General features: G+C 73.1%; 17 protein-coding genes and 1 pseudogene. 10 read left to right on the plus strand and 8 right to left on the minus strand.

Annotation, left to right across the window (positions count from 1 at the left end):
- Positions 1-118: 118 nt before the first annotated feature.
- From OOK31_RS03225 to OOK31_RS03235, 3 genes are all read left to right on the plus strand, one after another.
- Positions 119-550 carry a nuclear transport factor 2 family protein gene (locus OOK31_RS03225; RefSeq protein WP_267010783.1) on the plus strand — a complete coding sequence of 144 codons (432 nt, stop codon included), beginning with the start codon at positions 119-121 and terminating at the stop codon, positions 548-550.
- Positions 547-1386 (plus strand): NAD(P)H-binding protein, encoded by an 840-nt coding sequence (locus tag OOK31_RS03230; RefSeq protein ID WP_267010784.1) that lies wholly within the window; start codon positions 547-549, stop codon positions 1384-1386. Before OOK31_RS03225 ends, OOK31_RS03230 begins: the two co-directional genes overlap by 4 nt.
- Positions 1387-1485: 99 nt before the next feature.
- Positions 1486-2136, plus strand: a complete 651-nt coding sequence (locus OOK31_RS03235) for a TetR/AcrR family transcriptional regulator (protein WP_267010785.1) — start codon at positions 1486-1488, stop codon at positions 2134-2136.
- Between the two features lie 115 nt (positions 2137-2251).
- On the opposite strand, the gene OOK31_RS03240 is transcribed toward OOK31_RS03235, so the two are convergent.
- The 3 genes and pseudogenes from OOK31_RS03240 to OOK31_RS03250 form a co-directional block, all read right to left on the minus strand.
- The gene (locus OOK31_RS03240; RefSeq protein WP_267010786.1) at positions 2252-2806 is read right to left on the minus strand and encodes a YceI family protein; all 555 of its coding nucleotides are present in this window, start codon (positions 2804-2806) and stop codon (positions 2252-2254) included.
- A gap of 243 nt (positions 2807-3049) precedes the next feature.
- Positions 3050-3928: pseudogene (locus tag OOK31_RS03245) on the minus strand (xanthine dehydrogenase family protein molybdopterin-binding subunit); the annotation flags it as partial.
- Between the two features lie 180 nt (positions 3929-4108).
- Positions 4109-5074 (minus strand): pirin family protein, encoded by a 966-nt coding sequence (locus tag OOK31_RS03250; protein ID WP_267010787.1) that lies wholly within the window; start codon positions 5072-5074, stop codon positions 4109-4111.
- Positions 5075-5222: 148 nt separating this feature from the next.
- On the opposite strand from OOK31_RS03250, the gene OOK31_RS03255 reads away from it, so the two are divergent.
- From OOK31_RS03255 to OOK31_RS03285, 7 genes are all read left to right on the plus strand, one after another.
- Positions 5223-5600, plus strand: a complete 378-nt coding sequence (locus OOK31_RS03255) for a tetratricopeptide repeat protein (RefSeq protein ID WP_267010788.1) — start codon at positions 5223-5225, stop codon at positions 5598-5600.
- A 72-nt stretch (positions 5601-5672) separates the two neighbouring features.
- Positions 5673-6869 (plus strand): methyltransferase, encoded by a 1197-nt coding sequence (locus OOK31_RS03260; protein ID WP_267011814.1) that lies wholly within the window; start codon positions 5673-5675, stop codon positions 6867-6869.
- A 28-nt stretch (positions 6870-6897) separates the two neighbouring features.
- The gene (locus OOK31_RS03265) at positions 6898-7662 is read left to right on the plus strand and encodes a MerR family transcriptional regulator (protein WP_267010789.1); all 765 of its coding nucleotides are present in this window, start codon (positions 6898-6900) and stop codon (positions 7660-7662) included.
- 108 nt (positions 7663-7770) lie between these two features.
- On the plus strand, positions 7771-8412 hold the full coding sequence (locus OOK31_RS03270; protein ID WP_267010790.1) for a DUF6230 family protein: 642 nt from the start codon (positions 7771-7773) through the stop codon (positions 8410-8412).
- Positions 8403-8888 carry a DUF6114 domain-containing protein gene (locus OOK31_RS03275; RefSeq protein ID WP_267010791.1) on the plus strand — a complete coding sequence of 162 codons (486 nt, stop codon included), beginning with the start codon at positions 8403-8405 and terminating at the stop codon, positions 8886-8888. Before OOK31_RS03270 ends, OOK31_RS03275 begins: the two co-directional genes overlap by 10 nt.
- A complete protein-coding gene (locus tag OOK31_RS03280; RefSeq protein WP_267010792.1) occupies positions 8885-9535 on the plus strand; it encodes a hypothetical protein in 651 nt (216 codons plus the stop codon). Before OOK31_RS03275 ends, OOK31_RS03280 begins: the two co-directional genes overlap by 4 nt.
- 69 nt (positions 9536-9604) lie before the next feature.
- Entirely contained in the window at positions 9605-9910 is a 306-nt protein-coding gene (locus tag OOK31_RS03285) for a DUF2087 domain-containing protein (protein ID WP_267010793.1), read from the plus strand.
- Here the strand turns inward: OOK31_RS03285 and OOK31_RS03290 are convergent.
- The 5 genes from OOK31_RS03290 to OOK31_RS03310 all read right to left on the minus strand — a co-directional run bounded on the left by OOK31_RS03290 (position 9883) and on the right by OOK31_RS03310 (position 15519).
- A complete protein-coding gene (locus tag OOK31_RS03290) occupies positions 9883-10650 on the minus strand; it encodes a metallophosphoesterase (RefSeq protein ID WP_267010794.1) in 768 nt (255 codons plus the stop codon). The genes OOK31_RS03285 and OOK31_RS03290 overlap by 28 nt on opposite strands.
- Positions 10651-10740: 90 nt before the next feature.
- Entirely contained in the window at positions 10741-12933 is a 2193-nt protein-coding gene (locus OOK31_RS03295) for an immunoglobulin domain-containing protein (protein ID WP_267011815.1), read from the minus strand.
- Positions 12933-13484, minus strand: a complete 552-nt coding sequence (locus OOK31_RS03300; RefSeq protein WP_267010795.1) for a hypothetical protein — start codon at positions 13482-13484, stop codon at positions 12933-12935. Before OOK31_RS03300 ends, OOK31_RS03295 begins: the two co-directional genes overlap by 1 nt.
- 138 nt (positions 13485-13622) lie before the next feature.
- Positions 13623-15050: an NAD(P)/FAD-dependent oxidoreductase gene (locus OOK31_RS03305; protein WP_267010796.1), complete on the minus strand. Its 1428-nt coding sequence runs from the start codon at positions 15048-15050 to the stop codon at positions 13623-13625.
- A gap of 43 nt (positions 15051-15093) precedes the next feature.
- Positions 15094-15519: a co-chaperone YbbN gene (locus OOK31_RS03310; RefSeq protein WP_267010797.1), complete on the minus strand. Its 426-nt coding sequence runs from the start codon at positions 15517-15519 to the stop codon at positions 15094-15096.
- Positions 15520-15578 lie beyond the last annotated feature (59 nt).

Genomic DNA, 15578 nt, shown 5'->3' on the forward strand with positions numbered 1-15578 from the left:
CCCCGTCCGGCACCCGGAACCGCCCCTGCGGGACATCACCCGTCCTGCGACGAGCGACCGGAAACGACGGGCCGGGACCACCCCGCCTTCGAGCAGAACGGAAGCCTCGATCATGACCATGACCACGCCTGTGCCCATGACGGCCTCAGAGGTGTACCACCACGGCCTGCGGCTCCTGCTGGAGAAGGACATCGCCGGCTGGGTGGACCTGTGGGACCCGGACGGGTTCCTGGAGTTCCCCTTCGCGCCCCCGGGATGGCCCGCCCGACTCGAAGGCAGGGCCGCGGTCGCCGCGTACATGCAGCACTATCCCGACCACGTCGACGTGCACGACTTCCCCGACGTGAAGATCCACCAGACCGTCGCCCCCGAGACGATCGTGGTGGAGATGCGCGGGGTCGGCCGCCTGGTGGAGACCGACACCCCCTACGACATGACCTACATCGCCGTGGTCACCGTCATGGACGGGCTCATCACCTCCTATCGCGACTACTGGAACCCCCTCGCCGTGGCACAGCCCGGCGCCGACTTCGCAGGAGCGGACCGATGAACGCACACCACGCCACCTTGGTCATCGGCGCCACCGGTACCACAGGCCGCCGCATCACCGCCCGGCTCGTCGCCCAAGGCCACCGCGTCAAGGCCGCCGGCCGAACCGCCGCCCCGGTGGAGGGCGCGCAGGCCGTGCGTTTCGACTGGAACGAGCCCCCCACCTGGGACGAGACCCTCGACGGTGTCGACCGTGCCTACCTCGTCCCGCCGATCGGGTCCTCGGACCCGGCCGCGGTCATGCTGCCCTTCCTGCGCAAGGCCCGTGCGGCGGGCATGCGCCGCACGGTGCTCCTCAGCTCGTCCGCGATCGCCGCGGGTGGCCCGGCGGTGGGTCAGGTCCACGAGGCCCTGCCCGGCCTGTTCGAGGAGTGGGCGGTACTGCGGCCCTCCTGGTTCATGCAGAACTTCACCGGCCACACCCCCCACGCGCGCAGCATCCGCGAGGACGGCGCCATCCTCACGGCCACGGGCAAGGGCCGCGTCGGATTCGTCGACGCCGAGGACATCGCCGCCGTCGCCGTACGCGCCCTGACCGACGAGCAGGCCCCCGACACCGACCTGATCCTGACCGGACCGCAGGCGCTGAGCTACGACGAGGTCGCCGCGATCATCACCGAGGTCACCGGCCGTCCCGTGGCGCACCGGCACCTGACCTTCGAGCAGCTGCGCGACCGCTGGGCGGCCGAAATCCCGCTGGAGTTCGCCACCATGCTGGCCGGCATGGACCACGCCATCGCCGACGGGACCGAGGACCGCACCACCGACACCGTGCAGCGCCTCACCGGCCGCGCCCCCGGCACGCTCCACGCCTTCGCCGAGCGGGAGATCCGGTGAAACGGCGCTGCCGGGCGGGAGCCTCCCCGCGCCCGCCCCACCGAATATCATGCTCGGGGCCGGGACAGGCCGATGAAGGCCGAAGACCGAGGAGGGCCCGTGGCCCAGCGCCCAGAGCCGGCAGAACGCGCGGAGCGCGCTGACGCCCTGCGCAACCGAGAGGCCGTCCTGGCTGCCGCCGACGCCCTCTTCGCCGCCACCACCAGGCCCCACAGCGTGTCGATGGACGACATCGCCGCAGCCGCGGGGGTGGGCAAGGGCACCCTCTTCCGCCGCTTCGGAGACCGCACCGGCCTGATCGGCGCAGTGATCGCCTCCCGCCTCGAACCCCTGCAGCAGGCCGTGCGGGAAGCCCAGGAGGCAACCGCGACCTCACCGCGACAGCGGGTCCTGGACCTCCTCGACGCCTCATTGCGCTTCAAGATCGAGAACCGGCACCTGATGGCGGCGGCGGAGGACGCGGGGCTCGGCAGCCCGTACCGGGCCGAGCACTACGGCTGGTGGCACGAGGTCCTCCGTACGGCGCTGCTTCAGGCACCCGGCGTCCATGACGCGGATTTCACCGCCCATGCGCTGCTCGCCGCCATCCGCGCCGACCTCGTGGCGCACCTGATCGACGATCAGCAGATGACACCCGAAGACCTGCGCACCGCACTCGCGGCCCACGTGGACAGCATCCTTGGCAGCGACTCCGGCCCGACCGGCGAACAACTCGGCGACTCCCCCAGGCCTTCGACCGCCTCTCACTGATCAGTGGCCCCTTCAGCCTCAACCGCGAACTCGGCTGACACGGAACGCGAGAGAGGCCAGGAGCGCGGCGACGCTGGTGCGAGAACGGCGCCGGTCCTGCGCAGGGCCGGTTCGGTCAGGGCTGCCGGATCGCGGAGACCTCGAACTCCAGCACCACCTTGTCGCCCACCAGGACGCCGCCGCCCTCCAGCGCGGCGTTCCAGGTGATGCCGTAGTCCTTGCGGCTGATCGGCGCCGAGCCTTCGAACCCGACGCGCAGGTTGCCGTACGGGTCCGTGGCACTGCCCTGGAATTCGAAGTCGATGCTGAGCAGCCGGGTGACGTCCTTGATGGTGAGGTCGCCGGTCAGCCGGAAGTTGCTGCTGTCGAGCTGCTCCACCCCGGTGGAGACGAAGGTGATGTCGGGGAAGTTCGGCGCGTCGAGGAAGTCGTTGGTGCGCAGGTGGCCGTCGCGCTGCTCGTTGCGGGTGTCGATGCTCGCGGCCTTGATGGTGACGGACACGGTGGACTTGGCGGGGTCCTCGCCGTCGAAGTAGCCAGTGCCTTCGAACTCCTTGAACGCGCCGCGGACCTTGGTGACCATGGCGTGCCGGGCCACGAACCCGATCTGGGTGTGAGCCGGGTCGAGGGCGTAGTTCCCGGTCAGCGAGGTGAGGGGGGTGGTGGTCATGGCGGTGCTCCGCGGGGGACTCGGGGACGAGAGGGGGAGGCGCTCGTCCAAGCTAGCGAGGCCCGCCGTGGCGGGCGTTCGACCGCGCCCGTACGTCACCCGATCGGCCAGAGCGAGCCCGCGGAGATCGTCCGGTCAGGCCAGGGGTTTGCCGCACAGGACGTCCCCCGTGCGGTGCGGTTCCGGAAGGAGCCCCTCGCGCGGGGCGGAGGCCGTCGATGACGGCCAACTGCCGGCTTCCGCTCAGAGCAACGCCTCCAGCCTGATGGGCAGGTCCGTCAGACGTTTGCCGGTGGCGTTGAACACCGCGTTCCCGATGGCCGCCGGAACTCCCACGATGGTGATCTCCCCCAGCCCCTTGACCCCGATGGGATCCGCCAGGGGGTCCTCGGTATCGATGAACGCCGCGTCCAGCTCGGGAACATCGGCGTTGACCGGGACCAGGTAGTCGGCCAGGCCCGCGTTGACGATCCGGCCGTCGCGGTGGTCCGTGACCGTACCCTCCAGCAAGGCCATCCCGATGCCGCCCACCATCCCGCCGATGGCCTGGCTGTGGGCCAGTTTGGGGCTGACCACGCGGCCCACGTCGTAAGCGGCGAACATCCGGCGGATCCGGACGAGCCCGAGGAGCGGATCGACCGACACCTCGGCGAGGACGGCGCCGTAGCCGTAGCTGGAGATCCTCTCGTCGGCGTCGCCGGGCCCCCAGGTGGCGGTGGCCTCCAGGCCGGGCAGGCCGGCGCGGCGCAGGATCTCGCGGTAGCTGTCGCCGGCGCCGTTCCCCCCAGAGCTGAGGCGGCCGTCCCGGACCACCACCTCGGCGGGATCGGCCCGGTACAGGGGCGAGGCGGGGTCCGCCACCGCCATGCCGATGAACTTGTTCCGCAGGGCCGTGCACGAGGTGTGGGCGGCGGAGCCCACGCTCGCCATGGTGGTGGCGCCGACGTGCGGCGGAGCGAGGGGGTAGGCCGAGTCCCCGAGCCGGAAGGTGACCTGCCGCGCGGGCAGGCCGAGCGCGTCCGCGGCGACCTGCATGACGGAGGTCGTGGTGCCCGGCCCCATGTCGCTGGTCGCCGTCGCCACCGTCGCCGTCCCGTCCGCGTCGATCCGGGCGCGCGAGCCGACCTGGCGGCGGTCGTTGTGGAGGAGAGCCCACCCGGAGCTGCCCGCGGCAGCCGAGGAGTCCGGGGACCAGACCTCTCGGCATGAGGTTCCTCTGCCGAGAGACGTGCCCGGACCTCCGGAAGCGGAGCGGCGGCGCGGCCATCACACCGGGCCCCACTTTCAGGACATACGCACAGTTCAGCGCACTCTTCCCCTCGGCTTAAGGCGAGTTGGGGGGAGTTCCGGAGCCGGAATCGGAGCGCCGTCGTAGCCCTTCACCTCGCCGAATCTCGTCCCGTTCATCCACTCCTCGCGGGCCTGTGCGATGTCCTCTTGGGACCGTCCGATCCAGTTCCAGAACATGACGATCTCCTCCTCGAACGGCTCCCCGCCCAGAAGCATCAGGCTCGCGTCCGAGGCCGCGCGCAGGGGGAGGTCGGGGCGGCCGCAGCCGAGGTAGAGCATCGAGCCCGGGAGGACCGGGACTCCGTCGACGTGGGCCTCGCCCGACATCGACAGGACCGCGTACTCGAAGTCCGGGTTCAGCGGGAGCCGGGTCTCGGTGCCCGCCGCCAGGGTGAGGTCGGCACCGACGATCGGGGTGTACGCCGTACCGGGGGAGGTCGCGGTGTCCAGGGTGCCCAGGATGACCGTCGCCGTCAGGCCCGGGGACGTGACCTGCGGGAGCTCCGCGTGGTGCTGGAAGTGGGGTTCCACGTCGCGGTGGGCATCGGGCAGGGCCACCCACAGCTGCGCGCCGTGCAGGAAGCGGGCGTGCCGGCGGGGGCTCTCCTCCGAGTGGCTGATGCCCCGGCCGGAGGTCATCAGGCCCAGCTCGCGCGGGCGGATCGTGGCGAGGCTGCCGACGCTGTCGCGGTGCAGCACCTCGCCCTCGTGCAGCCAGCTCACGGTCTGCAGCCCGGAGTGGGGGTGGGGAGCGACCTGCATGCCGGGCTCGTCCGCGATGTCGTCCGGGCCATAGTGGTCGACGAAGCACCAGGCGCCCACCATCCGGCGGCCCAGGTTCGGCAGGAGTCGGCGGACCTCCGTGGCTTCGCCGAGTTTGACGGTGCGCGGGCTGAGGAGCTCGCGCACGGGCTCGGCCACGACGAAGCCGCGGCCGCCGCAGGCGGAGAGAGCGGGCTGGCGATCGAGATTGCTCATACGGCACAACTTAGCCCCGCGCCCACCCCCGCCACGTCCTTCTTTCCACGGAATGTTCCGGCGGGCGGGCGTGTTGCAGGCACCGGACGGTCAGGGGATCTCCGGAGGTGCTGGAGGACCCCGGCCGGCGGAAGGACGGCAGGACGCGATGGACGCGATGGACGTGACGGCACCGATGAACCCGCCCGCGGAGTACTACGAGCAGGGGACGACGGCCGAGCGGTGGGCCCGGGCGCAGCTCTTCTTCGACGCCAAGGAGTACGCGAACGCCGCCCGCGTCCTGGTCACCGTCACCGACGAGGCCCCCGAGCAGCTCGCGCCCCGGCTGCTGCTGGCCCGCGCCTACTACCACTCGGCGCAGCTGTCCCGCGCCGAGCGGGAACTGCGCGCCCTCCTGGAGCGGTGGCCGGTGGAGGACTACGCGCGGCTGCTGCTGGGCCGGACCCTGGAGCGGGCCGGGCGGGCCGACGAGGCCCGTCCCCACCTGCGGATGGCCGCCGCGATGGCCGGGGAGTTCCCGGAGTAGCGGGCGGTCCCCGGCCCCGCGTGTGCGGGGCCGGGGGGCGGCCTCGGCTAGCCTGGGTGCCATATGAACCGCCTGACCACGCCTTTCGGCTCCTACGAACTCACCCGCTTCCCCGCGGACCCCCGCGACCGGCTCCAGGCCTGGGACGCCGCCGACGAGTACCTGCTGCGTCACCTCGACGCCGGTACCGGCGACCGCGGCCCGGTGGACCTGGCCGACGCCGGCCAGATCACGGTGCTCGGCGACCGCTGGGGCGCGCTGACGACGGCCCTGGCCGCCTACCACCCCACCCAGATCACCGACTCCTCCCTGACCCGGTCGGCCACCGAGGGCAACCTGGACCGGGCCGGGATCGGCACCGCCAAGACCACGGTGACGCTGCTGACCACGCAGGACGCGCCTCCCGCGCGGATCGACGTACTCCTCGTCAGGGTTCCCAAGAGCCTGGCGCTGCTGGAGGACCAGCTGTACCGGGTGGCTCCGCACGTGCACGCGGGCACGGTGGTCGTGGGCGCCGGCATGGTCAAGGAGATCCACACCTCCACCCTGCGCCTCTTCGAGAAGATCCTCGGGCCGACGAAGACCTCCCTCGCGGAGAAGAAGGCCCGGCTGATCTTCTGCACGCCCGGGACTCCGGGCGCGACCCGGCCGACGACCCCCGGGCCGTGGCCGCTGACGTACACGGTGGACGCGGAGGGCGGCTCGGGCGCCGGGCTGACCGTCGTCAACCACGCGGGGATCTTCTGCGCGGACCGCCTCGACGTCGGCACGCGCTTCTTCCTCCAGAACATCCCGACGAACACGAACGGGGCCCGGGTCGTGGACCTGGGCTGCGGCAACGGCGTCGTCGGTACGGCGGTCGCGGTGGCCGACGAGGACGCCGAGGTCGTCTTCACGGACGAGTCGTACCAGGCCGTCGCCTCGGCGCGGGCCACGTACGAGGCCAATGTCCGGCCGGGCCGGCGTACGGCGGAGTTCCACGTCGGCGACGGGGTGGCCATGCTGGAGCCCGGTTCGGTGGACCTGGTGCTGAACAACCCGCCCTTCCACTCGCACCAGGCGACCTCGGACGCGACGGCGCTGCGCATGTTCGCGCAGTCGCGCAAGGTGCTGCGCACGGGCGGCGAGCTGTGGGTGGTCGCCAACCGTCACATGGGTTACCACACGCACCTGCGCCGCCTCTTCGGCAACAGTGAAGTGGTCGCGAGCGAACCGAAGTTCGTGGTGCTGCGCGCGGTGAAGCGGGAGAACCGTCCGCGCCCCATGTGACCTGCCGGTAATGCCTAGACTCGGCCGCGTGAGCAGCCAGGCGCAGGAGCAGGACGAGGGCCCCGGCGGGGCGCGGCGCTACCGCCGGGAGGACGTCGCGGCGGCGGCGGGGGTCAAGGTACGCAACCTGCGCTACTACCAGGAGCGCGGGCTGCTGCCGCCCCCGCGCCGCGAGGGCCGGATCGCGTGGTATTCGGACGACCACCTGACGCGGCTGCGGTTGATCAGCGATCTGCTGGGGCGCGGGTACACCGTCAACGGCATCGGTGAGCTGCTGGCCGCCTGGGAGCAGGGCGGCGGGCTGTCCCAGCTGCTGGGCCTGGAGCGGGAGATGACCCGGGACTGGGTGCGGGAGGAGCCGGTGACGATGACCCGGGCCGAGCTGCGCGAGCTGTTCGGCCCGGCGGCGACGGCCGAGGACACCCGGCGGGCGGCGGAGGCCGGTTACGTACGGGTGGAGGGGGACCTGGTCACGTATCCGAACCGGCGGCTGCTGGAGGCGACGGTGGCGCTGGTGCGGCAGGGGGTGCCGCTCGGGGAGATCCTGGACGCGGGGGACTTCCTGCAGATCCAGGCGGCCGCGCTCGCGGACCGGTTCGTCGGACTGTTCCGGCGGCATGTGATCGGCCCGGACGGGCTGGAGCGGCTTTCGGCCACCCGACTGGATCAGATCAGCGCGGCGGTGGCGGCGCTGCGGCCGGTGGCCGGTGAGGTCGTGGCCGCCGAGTTCGCGCGGGCGATGGCCCGGCGGGTGGAGGCGGAGGTCGCCGAACTGCTGCGTACGGAGCAGTAGGAGTCGGCCGAAAAGGTGCGCTCGCACAACCTTGCCAACCACCATTGGCACTCTTACATTCAACTCGTCGGTAACAAAGGTGCACAGCCGAGATGTTGGGACGATCTCATGGCAAACTCACCGAACTTATCCGAACCCCCCGGCGAGGAGGACAGAGGCGCGGGCCGCGTCCGCTGGCGCCGTTTCGCCGTACTGACCGTGCCCGCCGTGGCGGTGACCGCCGGGCTCGGGATCGCCCTGGCGCAGGGCGCGCTCGCCGCCTCCTTCGCCGTCTCGGGGCAGCAGTTCAAGGTGTCGGCGAAGAGCCTGGAGGGCGAGGGCTTCGCCCAGTACGGGAGCGTCGACGTCAACGCGCGCGAGGAACTGATCCCGGTGGCGGTCACCGCGATCAAGGAGGCCAAGCTGCACAGCCTCTGCCAGTCGGTGGTCACCTCGCTCCCGATCGTCGGCGACATCTCGCTCAATCTGACGGCCGGCCAGAAGGCCCCCGTCGAGGCGAGCAACCTCTTCGTGGACGCCACCCAGCTCGCCGGTGACGCGGTCTTCACGAACATCGAGATCGGGCGCGACGCCTCCACCCTCGACAAGGGGCCGGCGGAGGCGGTCGGCATGCAGGACCTCTTCGCCCAGCAGGCCGACAAGGTCACCATCAGCAACCTCCAGCAGACGGCGTGGGCGACGAACGCCGGCACCTTCAAGCTCTCCGGGCTGAGCATGAACATCAGCAAGGGCAAGAAGGAATGCTTCTGAGCCGCGGCCGCCGGTGGGCCCGCTGGCGGCGGTGGCGGCGGGCCAGGCCCTTCTGGGGCGGGCTCCTCGCCGCCGTGGCCGGGGCGTGGATCTGCGTCCTGCCGCTGGCCCCGCTGAAGATCATGCTCCAGCAGGGGGTGGCGGGCATCCCGTCCGTCCTGATGGGGATCGTCATGATCGTCCTCGGGCTCACCGCCTGGTTCTCCCCCCAGCAGCGCTCCCTCGCCGGGGTGCTCACCACGCTCGTCGCCACCGCCGCGCTGGTCCTGTCGAACCTCGGCGGGTTCCTGATCGGCACCCTGCTCGGCATCCTCGGCGGCGGGCTGATGTTCGCCTGGCAGCCCTACGCCGCCCCGCGCCCCGGGGGCTCCGCCGCCCCCGGGGAATCCCCCGGTACGGCGGCCGGCCCCTCCCCCGCCGCCGCCCCGGACGACGCCCCCACCCCGCACCACGATCCCCAAGGAGCACAGCCATGAGCCGTACGCGCACCGCGTTCGCCCTCGGGACGGCGGTCGCGGCCGCCCTGACGGTGGCCTCGGCCACCGCCACCGCCACGCCGTTACCCCTGGCCGGGTCGACGACCGTCACCCCGGCCGGGCACTCCTTCAAGGCCACCCTCAGCGGGAAGGCCACCCTCAAGGCCGGTTCGGTCACGGTGACCTGCTCGGTCTCCGTGTCCACCGGCACGGTGCCGGCCGCCCCCGGCAACCAGAACCCGGCCGGGCCCGTGTCCTCGCCCATCTCACCGCCGACCTACAGCTCCTGTACGTCGAGCATGCCGGGCGTCACCCCGACCGTCACCACCAGCGGCGCCTGGTCGGTGTCGATGCAGAACGGCTCGCCGATCACCGCCACCATGACGGTCCCGACCGGCGGGCTCGTCGTCCACACCACCGGTCTGGCCACCTGCACCGTCACCGCGGCCCCCGCCGGCGCGGCGAGCGTGCCGGGCACCTGGACCAACGGCGCCCCGCCCAGCCTGACCTTCACCAACGCCTCCGTCCCGGTCACGGTCACCGGCGGCTTCGGCTGCCCGACGAGCGCGACCGCGTCCGTCTTCAACGCCGTCTACAAGGTGTCCGACACCACCGACCCGGCGCAGCAGATCACCGTCGCGCCCTGAGCCCGTGACGGCCCCCGGCGCCGGATAATTGCGTTGCCCCGGGATCAGGGCCGGGCGAAGCTCGGGGGCATGTCACAGACCACCGAACAACAGGAGACCGCGGCCCGGACCGGGCGCGCGGGCGTGGAGGACCTCTTCCGCGGCGGCCGGCTCATCGCGGTCCCGCGCAAGGCGGCCCGGCGCGAACAGCTCCTGGCCCACCTCTGCACGACCCTCTTCGAGACCGGCCGGGACTACACGGAGCCCGAGGTGAACGACGCGCTGCGGACCGTCCACGAGGACTGTTCCGCGCTGCGCCGCTATCTGATCACCTCGGGCCACCTCACCCGGACCCGGGACGGCAGCAGCTACCGCCGTTCGACGACCACCCGGTAGTGGGTGGTCAGCCGCCCGTCGTCGCCCAGCACGTGGAAGGCGACCGCGGGCGGCTCGTCCATGTGCACGTGGTGCTCCGGACCATCCTGCCGCTCCCAGGGGAGCCGCAGCGTGGACACCACTCCGGGGGCCACGAGCAGCGGGCGGCCCGCGAAGGTGGTGACGGCCGCCGTGTGGGCGTGCCCGCACAGGAAGGCCCGCAGGTGCGGGTGGCGTTCGGCGAGCGCCGCGAGGCGTTCCTCGCCGAACTGCCGGATCCCGTCCACGTACGGGGTGTGCAGCGGGACCGGCGGGTGGTGGAAGGCGACCAGGACGGGAACCTCGTGCGGGGTGTCGTCGAGGATGCCGTCGAGCCAGTCCAGGGTGGAGTCCTCCAGCATGCCGTGGTGCTCGCCGGGCACGGAGGAGTCGCACACCGCCAGGACGAAGCCGTCGCCGCGCAGCACCTGGTCGACGGGCCCGCCGGACGGGTTGTCCTCCTCGCCCAGCAGGCCGCGCCGGAAGGCCCGGCGCTCGTCGTGGTTGCCGGGGCAGACGACCGTCGGGTGGCGGGAGTCGAGCGCCTTGCGGGCCTGTTCGTACTCGTGCGCCGCGCCGTTGTCGGCTATGTCCCCGCTGACCAGGACCGCGTCCAGGTCGTAGGGCAGAGCGTCCAGGTACTCCATGACGGCGCGGGTGCGCTCGAGGGCGCGGGGCCCGCCGTCCAGGTGGACGTCGCTGAGGTGGGCGATCACGATCACGGGCGGTGGCTCCTTCGTCGCGGGTACGGGCCCGCCCCGGGGAGGTCCGTGACGATCGGTCACGCTCCCGCCGGAGAGGGCCCGTTCACCTTATGCGACGGGGTCGGACGGCCTGCGGCGCGCCCGGGACCGCGCCAGCAGCGCCCAGCCGGCCGCCGTGAGCACCACCGCGCCGCCCGCTAGGCCCGCCACGGCCGCGCCGGTCGAGGCGAGGGCGCCGCCGGCGGCGGGGGTGGTTCCCGTACCGCCGCCCACGGTGCTGCCACCGCCGCCCACCGTGCCGGAGCCGGCCGCGGTGGCTCCGCCGCCCGTGGTGGTTGCTGAGCCGCCTGAGCCGCTGGTGCCACCCGTGGACCCCGTGCCGCCCGCGCTGCCGGTGGATCCCGCGGATCCCGTGCCGCCGGTGGATCCGTCGGTGCCGCCGCCCGTCGTGGTGCCCGGGTCGGGGGCGGGTGCGGTGACGGTCAGGGTGACCGGTGCGGTGCGGCTGGTGCCGCCCGCGTTGCGGAACTCCGCCCGGTAGCGGCGGCCGTCGTGCGCGGCCTCGGCCGTGAAGGCGTACGTCGTCGCGGTCGCGCCCTCCACCGCCGTCCAGGTCCGGCCGCCGTCCGCGCTGCTCTGCCAGGACACGGCGGGCGCCGGGGTCCCCTCGGCCCGCGCGGTCAGCGTGACCCGTTCGCCCACCACGGCGGTCCGGCCGGTCGGGCCCTGCGTCACCGTAGGGGAGACGGAGCGCTCCAGCCGGGTGATCCGTCCTTCCGCCGGGCTGGAGACGAACACCGCCGCGCCGCCCGGTGCGACGGCCAGCGCGGCGGCTCCCGCCTGGCCGTGGTTGCCGGGCAGGCGGACCGGTTTCGCGGCTTCCCGGAGGTCCCCGGTGCGGTGGACGGTGAGCGTCCCGTCGTTGTCGTTGCCGGGCTGGGAGGGGTCTCCCCCGTCCTGCCAGACGACGAACGCCTCGTGCGTGACGGGGTCGAACCGCGCCGCCCGGGGCATGTCGGTGCCCCGGACCGTACCCAGCCGCCTGCCCGCGGCGTCGTGGACCACGACGGAGGTGTCGAGGCCGACCCAGACGGCGCCGGTCCGCGGATCCACCTCGGTGAAGCCGCCGAAGCCGTCCCCGGCCGGGAGTTCGACGCTCGCCGTGACCCGGAAGGTCCCGGTGTCGACCCGGTGGAGGCGGCGGGCCGCGATGTCGGTGAACCAGACCGCCCCGCGCGCCGCGTCGACCGCGAACTCCTCGCCGCCCTCCAGGGTGAGGGTGCGTTTCACCGCGGCCGTCGCGATGTCCACCTCCGACAGGACGGGGCCCTGCGCGACCAGCACCGTCCCGGGGGTGACCCCGGGCGCGGCGTCCGTCACGGTCCGGCCGGACAGCCACGCGCCCGCCGCCGCGGCGTCCCCGTCCTTGGCGGTGCCGATGCCGCGCAGCGGGTAGCCGAACACCACCCCGTCGCCGGGGAGCGGGGCGATGATCCGGCGTACCGCCCGCCGGCCGAGGGCGCTGTTCGCCCCGGGGGCCTGGCTGACGGTGCTGCGCAGCGTGCCGTCCGCCGGGTTCAGGACGTGCAGTCCGCTCTCGTCGGTGGCGGCGGTGTCGGGCAGGTCCTCCGAACCGACGTACAGCTTCCCGGAGTCGGGGTGCAGCGCGAGGTCGCGCGGTCGGCCCGCCGTGGTGAAGTCCGCCACGGGCCGGTACGCGACCGTGCCCTGCGGTACGTCCACCCCCTCGCCCCCGGGACCGGTGGGCTCCTGTCCCCGGAAGGCGACCGGTACGCGGACGTCCTGGGAGCGGTCGCCGGCGTCCCGGTGGTCGACGCGGGTGACGACGGAGCAGGCGACCTGGGTGCAGTCCAGGCCGTCGGCGCGGGCCGTGAGCGTCAGTTCCACGTCGAAGCCGCCGCCTTCGCCGTAGGCGGTGGCCAGTTCGCCCGCGTGCGCGTCGCCCGGGGGCACGATCCACTGCGAGGCCTTGGAGCCCGTACCGGCGCCGCCGGCGCACGGTGCGGGGATCCGGTTGTCGCCGTTGTCCTTGCAGAAGGCGACGTAGATGCCCTTCGCCCGGTCGAACCCGGCCCCGGTGACGCGGACGGTCTGGCCGGCCGGGTCCAGTCCGGAGGCGGTGGAGACGGTCAGCTTCTGCCCGTCCGGACCCTGTACGGTCCGGCCCGGCCCGGTGGCGGAGGCCGCCGGGCCCGCGGCGGCGGCCGAGGCGAGGAGGAGGGCCAGCGCGGAGGCGGCGGAGGCGGCCCGGCCGGGGGTGAGGGGGTGGCGGGGTGTCATCACTGGTTGAAGGTCACCGGGACGTGGACGTCGTACTTGCGGTTGGCGGAGTTGAAGTGGTCGGCGCGGGTGACGACGGCGCACTCGACGGTCTCGCCGCAGATCTGGCCGCCGCCGAGGTCCGCCTTGACGTGGATGGTGACGCTGAAGGTGCCGCCGGCGCCGAAGCGGGAGGTGTTGGGCAGGGTCCCGCCGAAGGTGTTGTTGATCCAGTGCGAGGCGCCGGTGGTGCCCGCCTGGTCCGAACCGCCGAGGCACGGGGTGGGCTTGTCGGCGCCCTGCGGGCCGTTCACCGCGCAGAGGCCGACGTATATGCCCTTCGCGGTGTTGAAACCGCTGCCGGTGACCGTGACGTTCTCCCCGGCTGCGGCCGCGGTACCGGGCGCGGTGACGCTCAGCTGGTAGGTCGCGCCGTCCGTCACCGTGCGGGTGGCGGTGGCCGCGGAGGCCGAGCCTGCCATGCCGAGGGCCAGGGCCACGGCCGCGGTGGCCGCGAAGGCCGCGCGGGCGGTGAGCCGTACGGCGGCGCGGGGCAGGAGGGCAGCACGCATGGAGGACGCCTTTCCGAGAAGGGGGTTGGCCGAAGTGATCGACTTAGGTAAGGCTAACCTAATGACGATCGCCCCGGCACCCTCCGCTTCCGGTCTGGCCGGTTCCCGCCCTCCTGTCCTGTTCCGCCCCTCTTCTCGTCATCCCCGGTAGGCCTCCAGCAGCCGGAGCCAGACCTCGCTGATCGTCGGGAAGGCCGGAACCGCGTGCCACAGCCGGTCGATCGGCACCTCGCCGGCCACCGCGATCGTGGCCGCGTGCAGCAGCTCCGCCGCGCCCGGGCCGACGAAGGTGGCCCCCAGCAGCACCTCCCGGTCCAGATCGACCACCATCCGGGCACGCCCCCGGTACCCGTCCGCGTACAAGCCCGCGCCCGAGACCTTCCCGAGGTCGTGGTCGACGGCGCGCACCCGGCGGCCGGAGCGCTCCGCCTCCGCCAGGGTCAGGCCTACAGCGGCGGCCTCCGGGTCGGTGAACACGGCCTGCGGCAGGGCCGCGGTGTCGGCGGTCGCCGCGTGCGCGCCCCAGCGGGCCGTGTCCGGGGAGTCGCCCTTCGCGCGGGCCGCGATGGCCGCGCCGGCGATACGGGCCTGGTACTTGCCCTGGTGGGTCAGCAGCGCGCGGTGGTTGACGTCCCCGACGGCGTACAGCCAGTCGTAGCCGGTCACCCGGCAGCTCTCGTCCACGCCGATCCAGTCGCCGGGGGTCAGGCCCACCGTGTCCAGCCCGATGTCCTCGGTCCGCGGGGCCCGGCCCGTCGCCATCAGCAGCTCGTCGCCCTCCAGGGCCTCGCCGCCCTCCAGCACCACCGTCACCGGCCCGGTCGGCCCGTCCCGTACGACGGCCTCGACCGCCACACCGGTACGGACGACCGCGCCCGCCTCGCACAGCGACGCGGCGACCAGCTCCCCCGCGAAGGGCTCCATGCGCGGCAGCAGCCCGGAGCCCCGTACGAGGACGGTGACCTGCGAGCCCAGCGCCTGCCAGGCGGTGGCCATCTCGGCGGCCACGACCGAACCGCCGACGACCAGCAGCCGGCCGGGCGCCTGCCGGGCCGAAGTGGCCTCGCGGCTGGTCCAGGGCCGGGCACCGGCGATCCCCGGCAGGTCCGGGACCACCGCCCGGGTGCCGGTGGCGACGACCACGGCATGCCGGGCGGAGAGCACGTGGTGCTCGCCCTCCGGGCTGGTCACGGCGACCTTGCGGATCCCGTAGAGGCGCCCGTGGCCCCGGTAGACGTGCGCGTCGATGGAATCGAGCCAGTCGATCTGGCCCTCGTCCTTCCAGTCGCCCGTCCAGTAGTCGCGGTGCGCGAACACCGCCTCCGCGTCGAGCGGTCCCGCGACGGAACCCGCCAGCCCGGGCACCCGGCGCGCGTCGGCCCGGGCGAGCGCCGGGCGCAGCAGCGCCTTGCTGGGGATGCAGGCCCAGTACGAGCACTCCCCGCCGACGAGCTCGCTCTCCACCAGGGCCGTGCTGAGCCCGGCGGCGCGGGTCCGGTCGACGATGTTCTCGCCGGCCGGGCCCCCGCCGAGCACCACGACGTCGTACTCCACCGCTTCAGTCATGCGGTCCAGTGTCACCGCAGGCCCGGGGCGGTGTCCCGCAATCTCAGGCCTCCGGCGTGCCGGTGGACCCCTCCGCCGCTTCCGCCGTGCCGGACTGCTGTCCGGCGGACTTCTGGTCGGCGGCGATCTTCGCCCGGATCTCGTCCATGTCGAGGGCGCGGGCCCGACCGATGAGGTCGGTCAGCGCGGCCTCCGGCAGGGCTCCGGGCTGCGCGAAAACGGCCACCTGATCCCGGACGATCATGAGCGTCGGGATCGAGGTGATCTGGAAGGCCGCGGCCAGCTCCTGCTGGGCCTCGGTGTCCACCTTGGCGAAGACCAGGTCGGGGTTGGCCTCGGCGGCCTTCTCGTAGACGGGGGCGAACTGCAGGCAGGGCCGGCACCAGCCCGCCCAGAAGTCGATCAGCACGAACGGGTTCTCGCTGACCGTCCGGTCGAAGTTCTCCTTGGTGAGCTCGACTGTAGCCACGGTGTCCAGACCTCCTGATTGCTGCTTGTCCTGCTTGAACGACCGGGCGGCCCGGCGAA

It is taken from the genome of Streptomyces sp. NBC_00249, assembly GCF_026342355.1.
GTDB lineage: Bacteria > Actinomycetota > Actinomycetes > Streptomycetales > Streptomycetaceae > Streptomyces.

Coding starts and splice junctions, on each gene's coding strand:
- OOK31_RS03225 (WP_267010783.1), top strand. CDS start 119: ATGACCACGCCTGTGCCCATGACGGCCTCAGAGGTGTACCACCACGGC.
- OOK31_RS03285 (WP_267010793.1), top strand. CDS start 9,605: ATGTCACAGACCACCGAACAACAGGAGACCGCGGCCCGGACCGGGCGC.
- OOK31_RS03230 (WP_267010784.1), top strand. CDS start 547: ATGAACGCACACCACGCCACCTTGGTCATCGGCGCCACCGGTACCACA.
- OOK31_RS03270 (WP_267010790.1), top strand. CDS start 7,771: ATGGCAAACTCACCGAACTTATCCGAACCCCCCGGCGAGGAGGACAGA.
- OOK31_RS03255 (WP_267010788.1), top strand. CDS start 5,223: ATGGACGCGATGGACGTGACGGCACCGATGAACCCGCCCGCGGAGTAC.
- OOK31_RS03250 (WP_267010787.1), bottom strand. CDS start 5,074: ATGAGCAATCTCGATCGCCAGCCCGCTCTCTCCGCCTGCGGCGGCCGC.
- OOK31_RS03275 (WP_267010791.1), top strand. CDS start 8,403: ATGCTTCTGAGCCGCGGCCGCCGGTGGGCCCGCTGGCGGCGGTGGCGG.
- OOK31_RS03280 (WP_267010792.1), top strand. CDS start 8,885: ATGAGCCGTACGCGCACCGCGTTCGCCCTCGGGACGGCGGTCGCGGCC.
- OOK31_RS03305 (WP_267010796.1), bottom strand. CDS start 15,050: ATGACTGAAGCGGTGGAGTACGACGTCGTGGTGCTCGGCGGGGGCCCG.
- OOK31_RS03295 (WP_267011815.1), bottom strand. CDS start 12,933: ATGACACCCCGCCACCCCCTCACCCCCGGCCGGGCCGCCTCCGCCGCC.
- OOK31_RS03240 (WP_267010786.1), bottom strand. CDS start 2,806: ATGACCACCACCCCCCTCACCTCGCTGACCGGGAACTACGCCCTCGAC.
- OOK31_RS03300 (WP_267010795.1), bottom strand. CDS start 13,484: ATGCGTGCTGCCCTCCTGCCCCGCGCCGCCGTACGGCTCACCGCCCGC.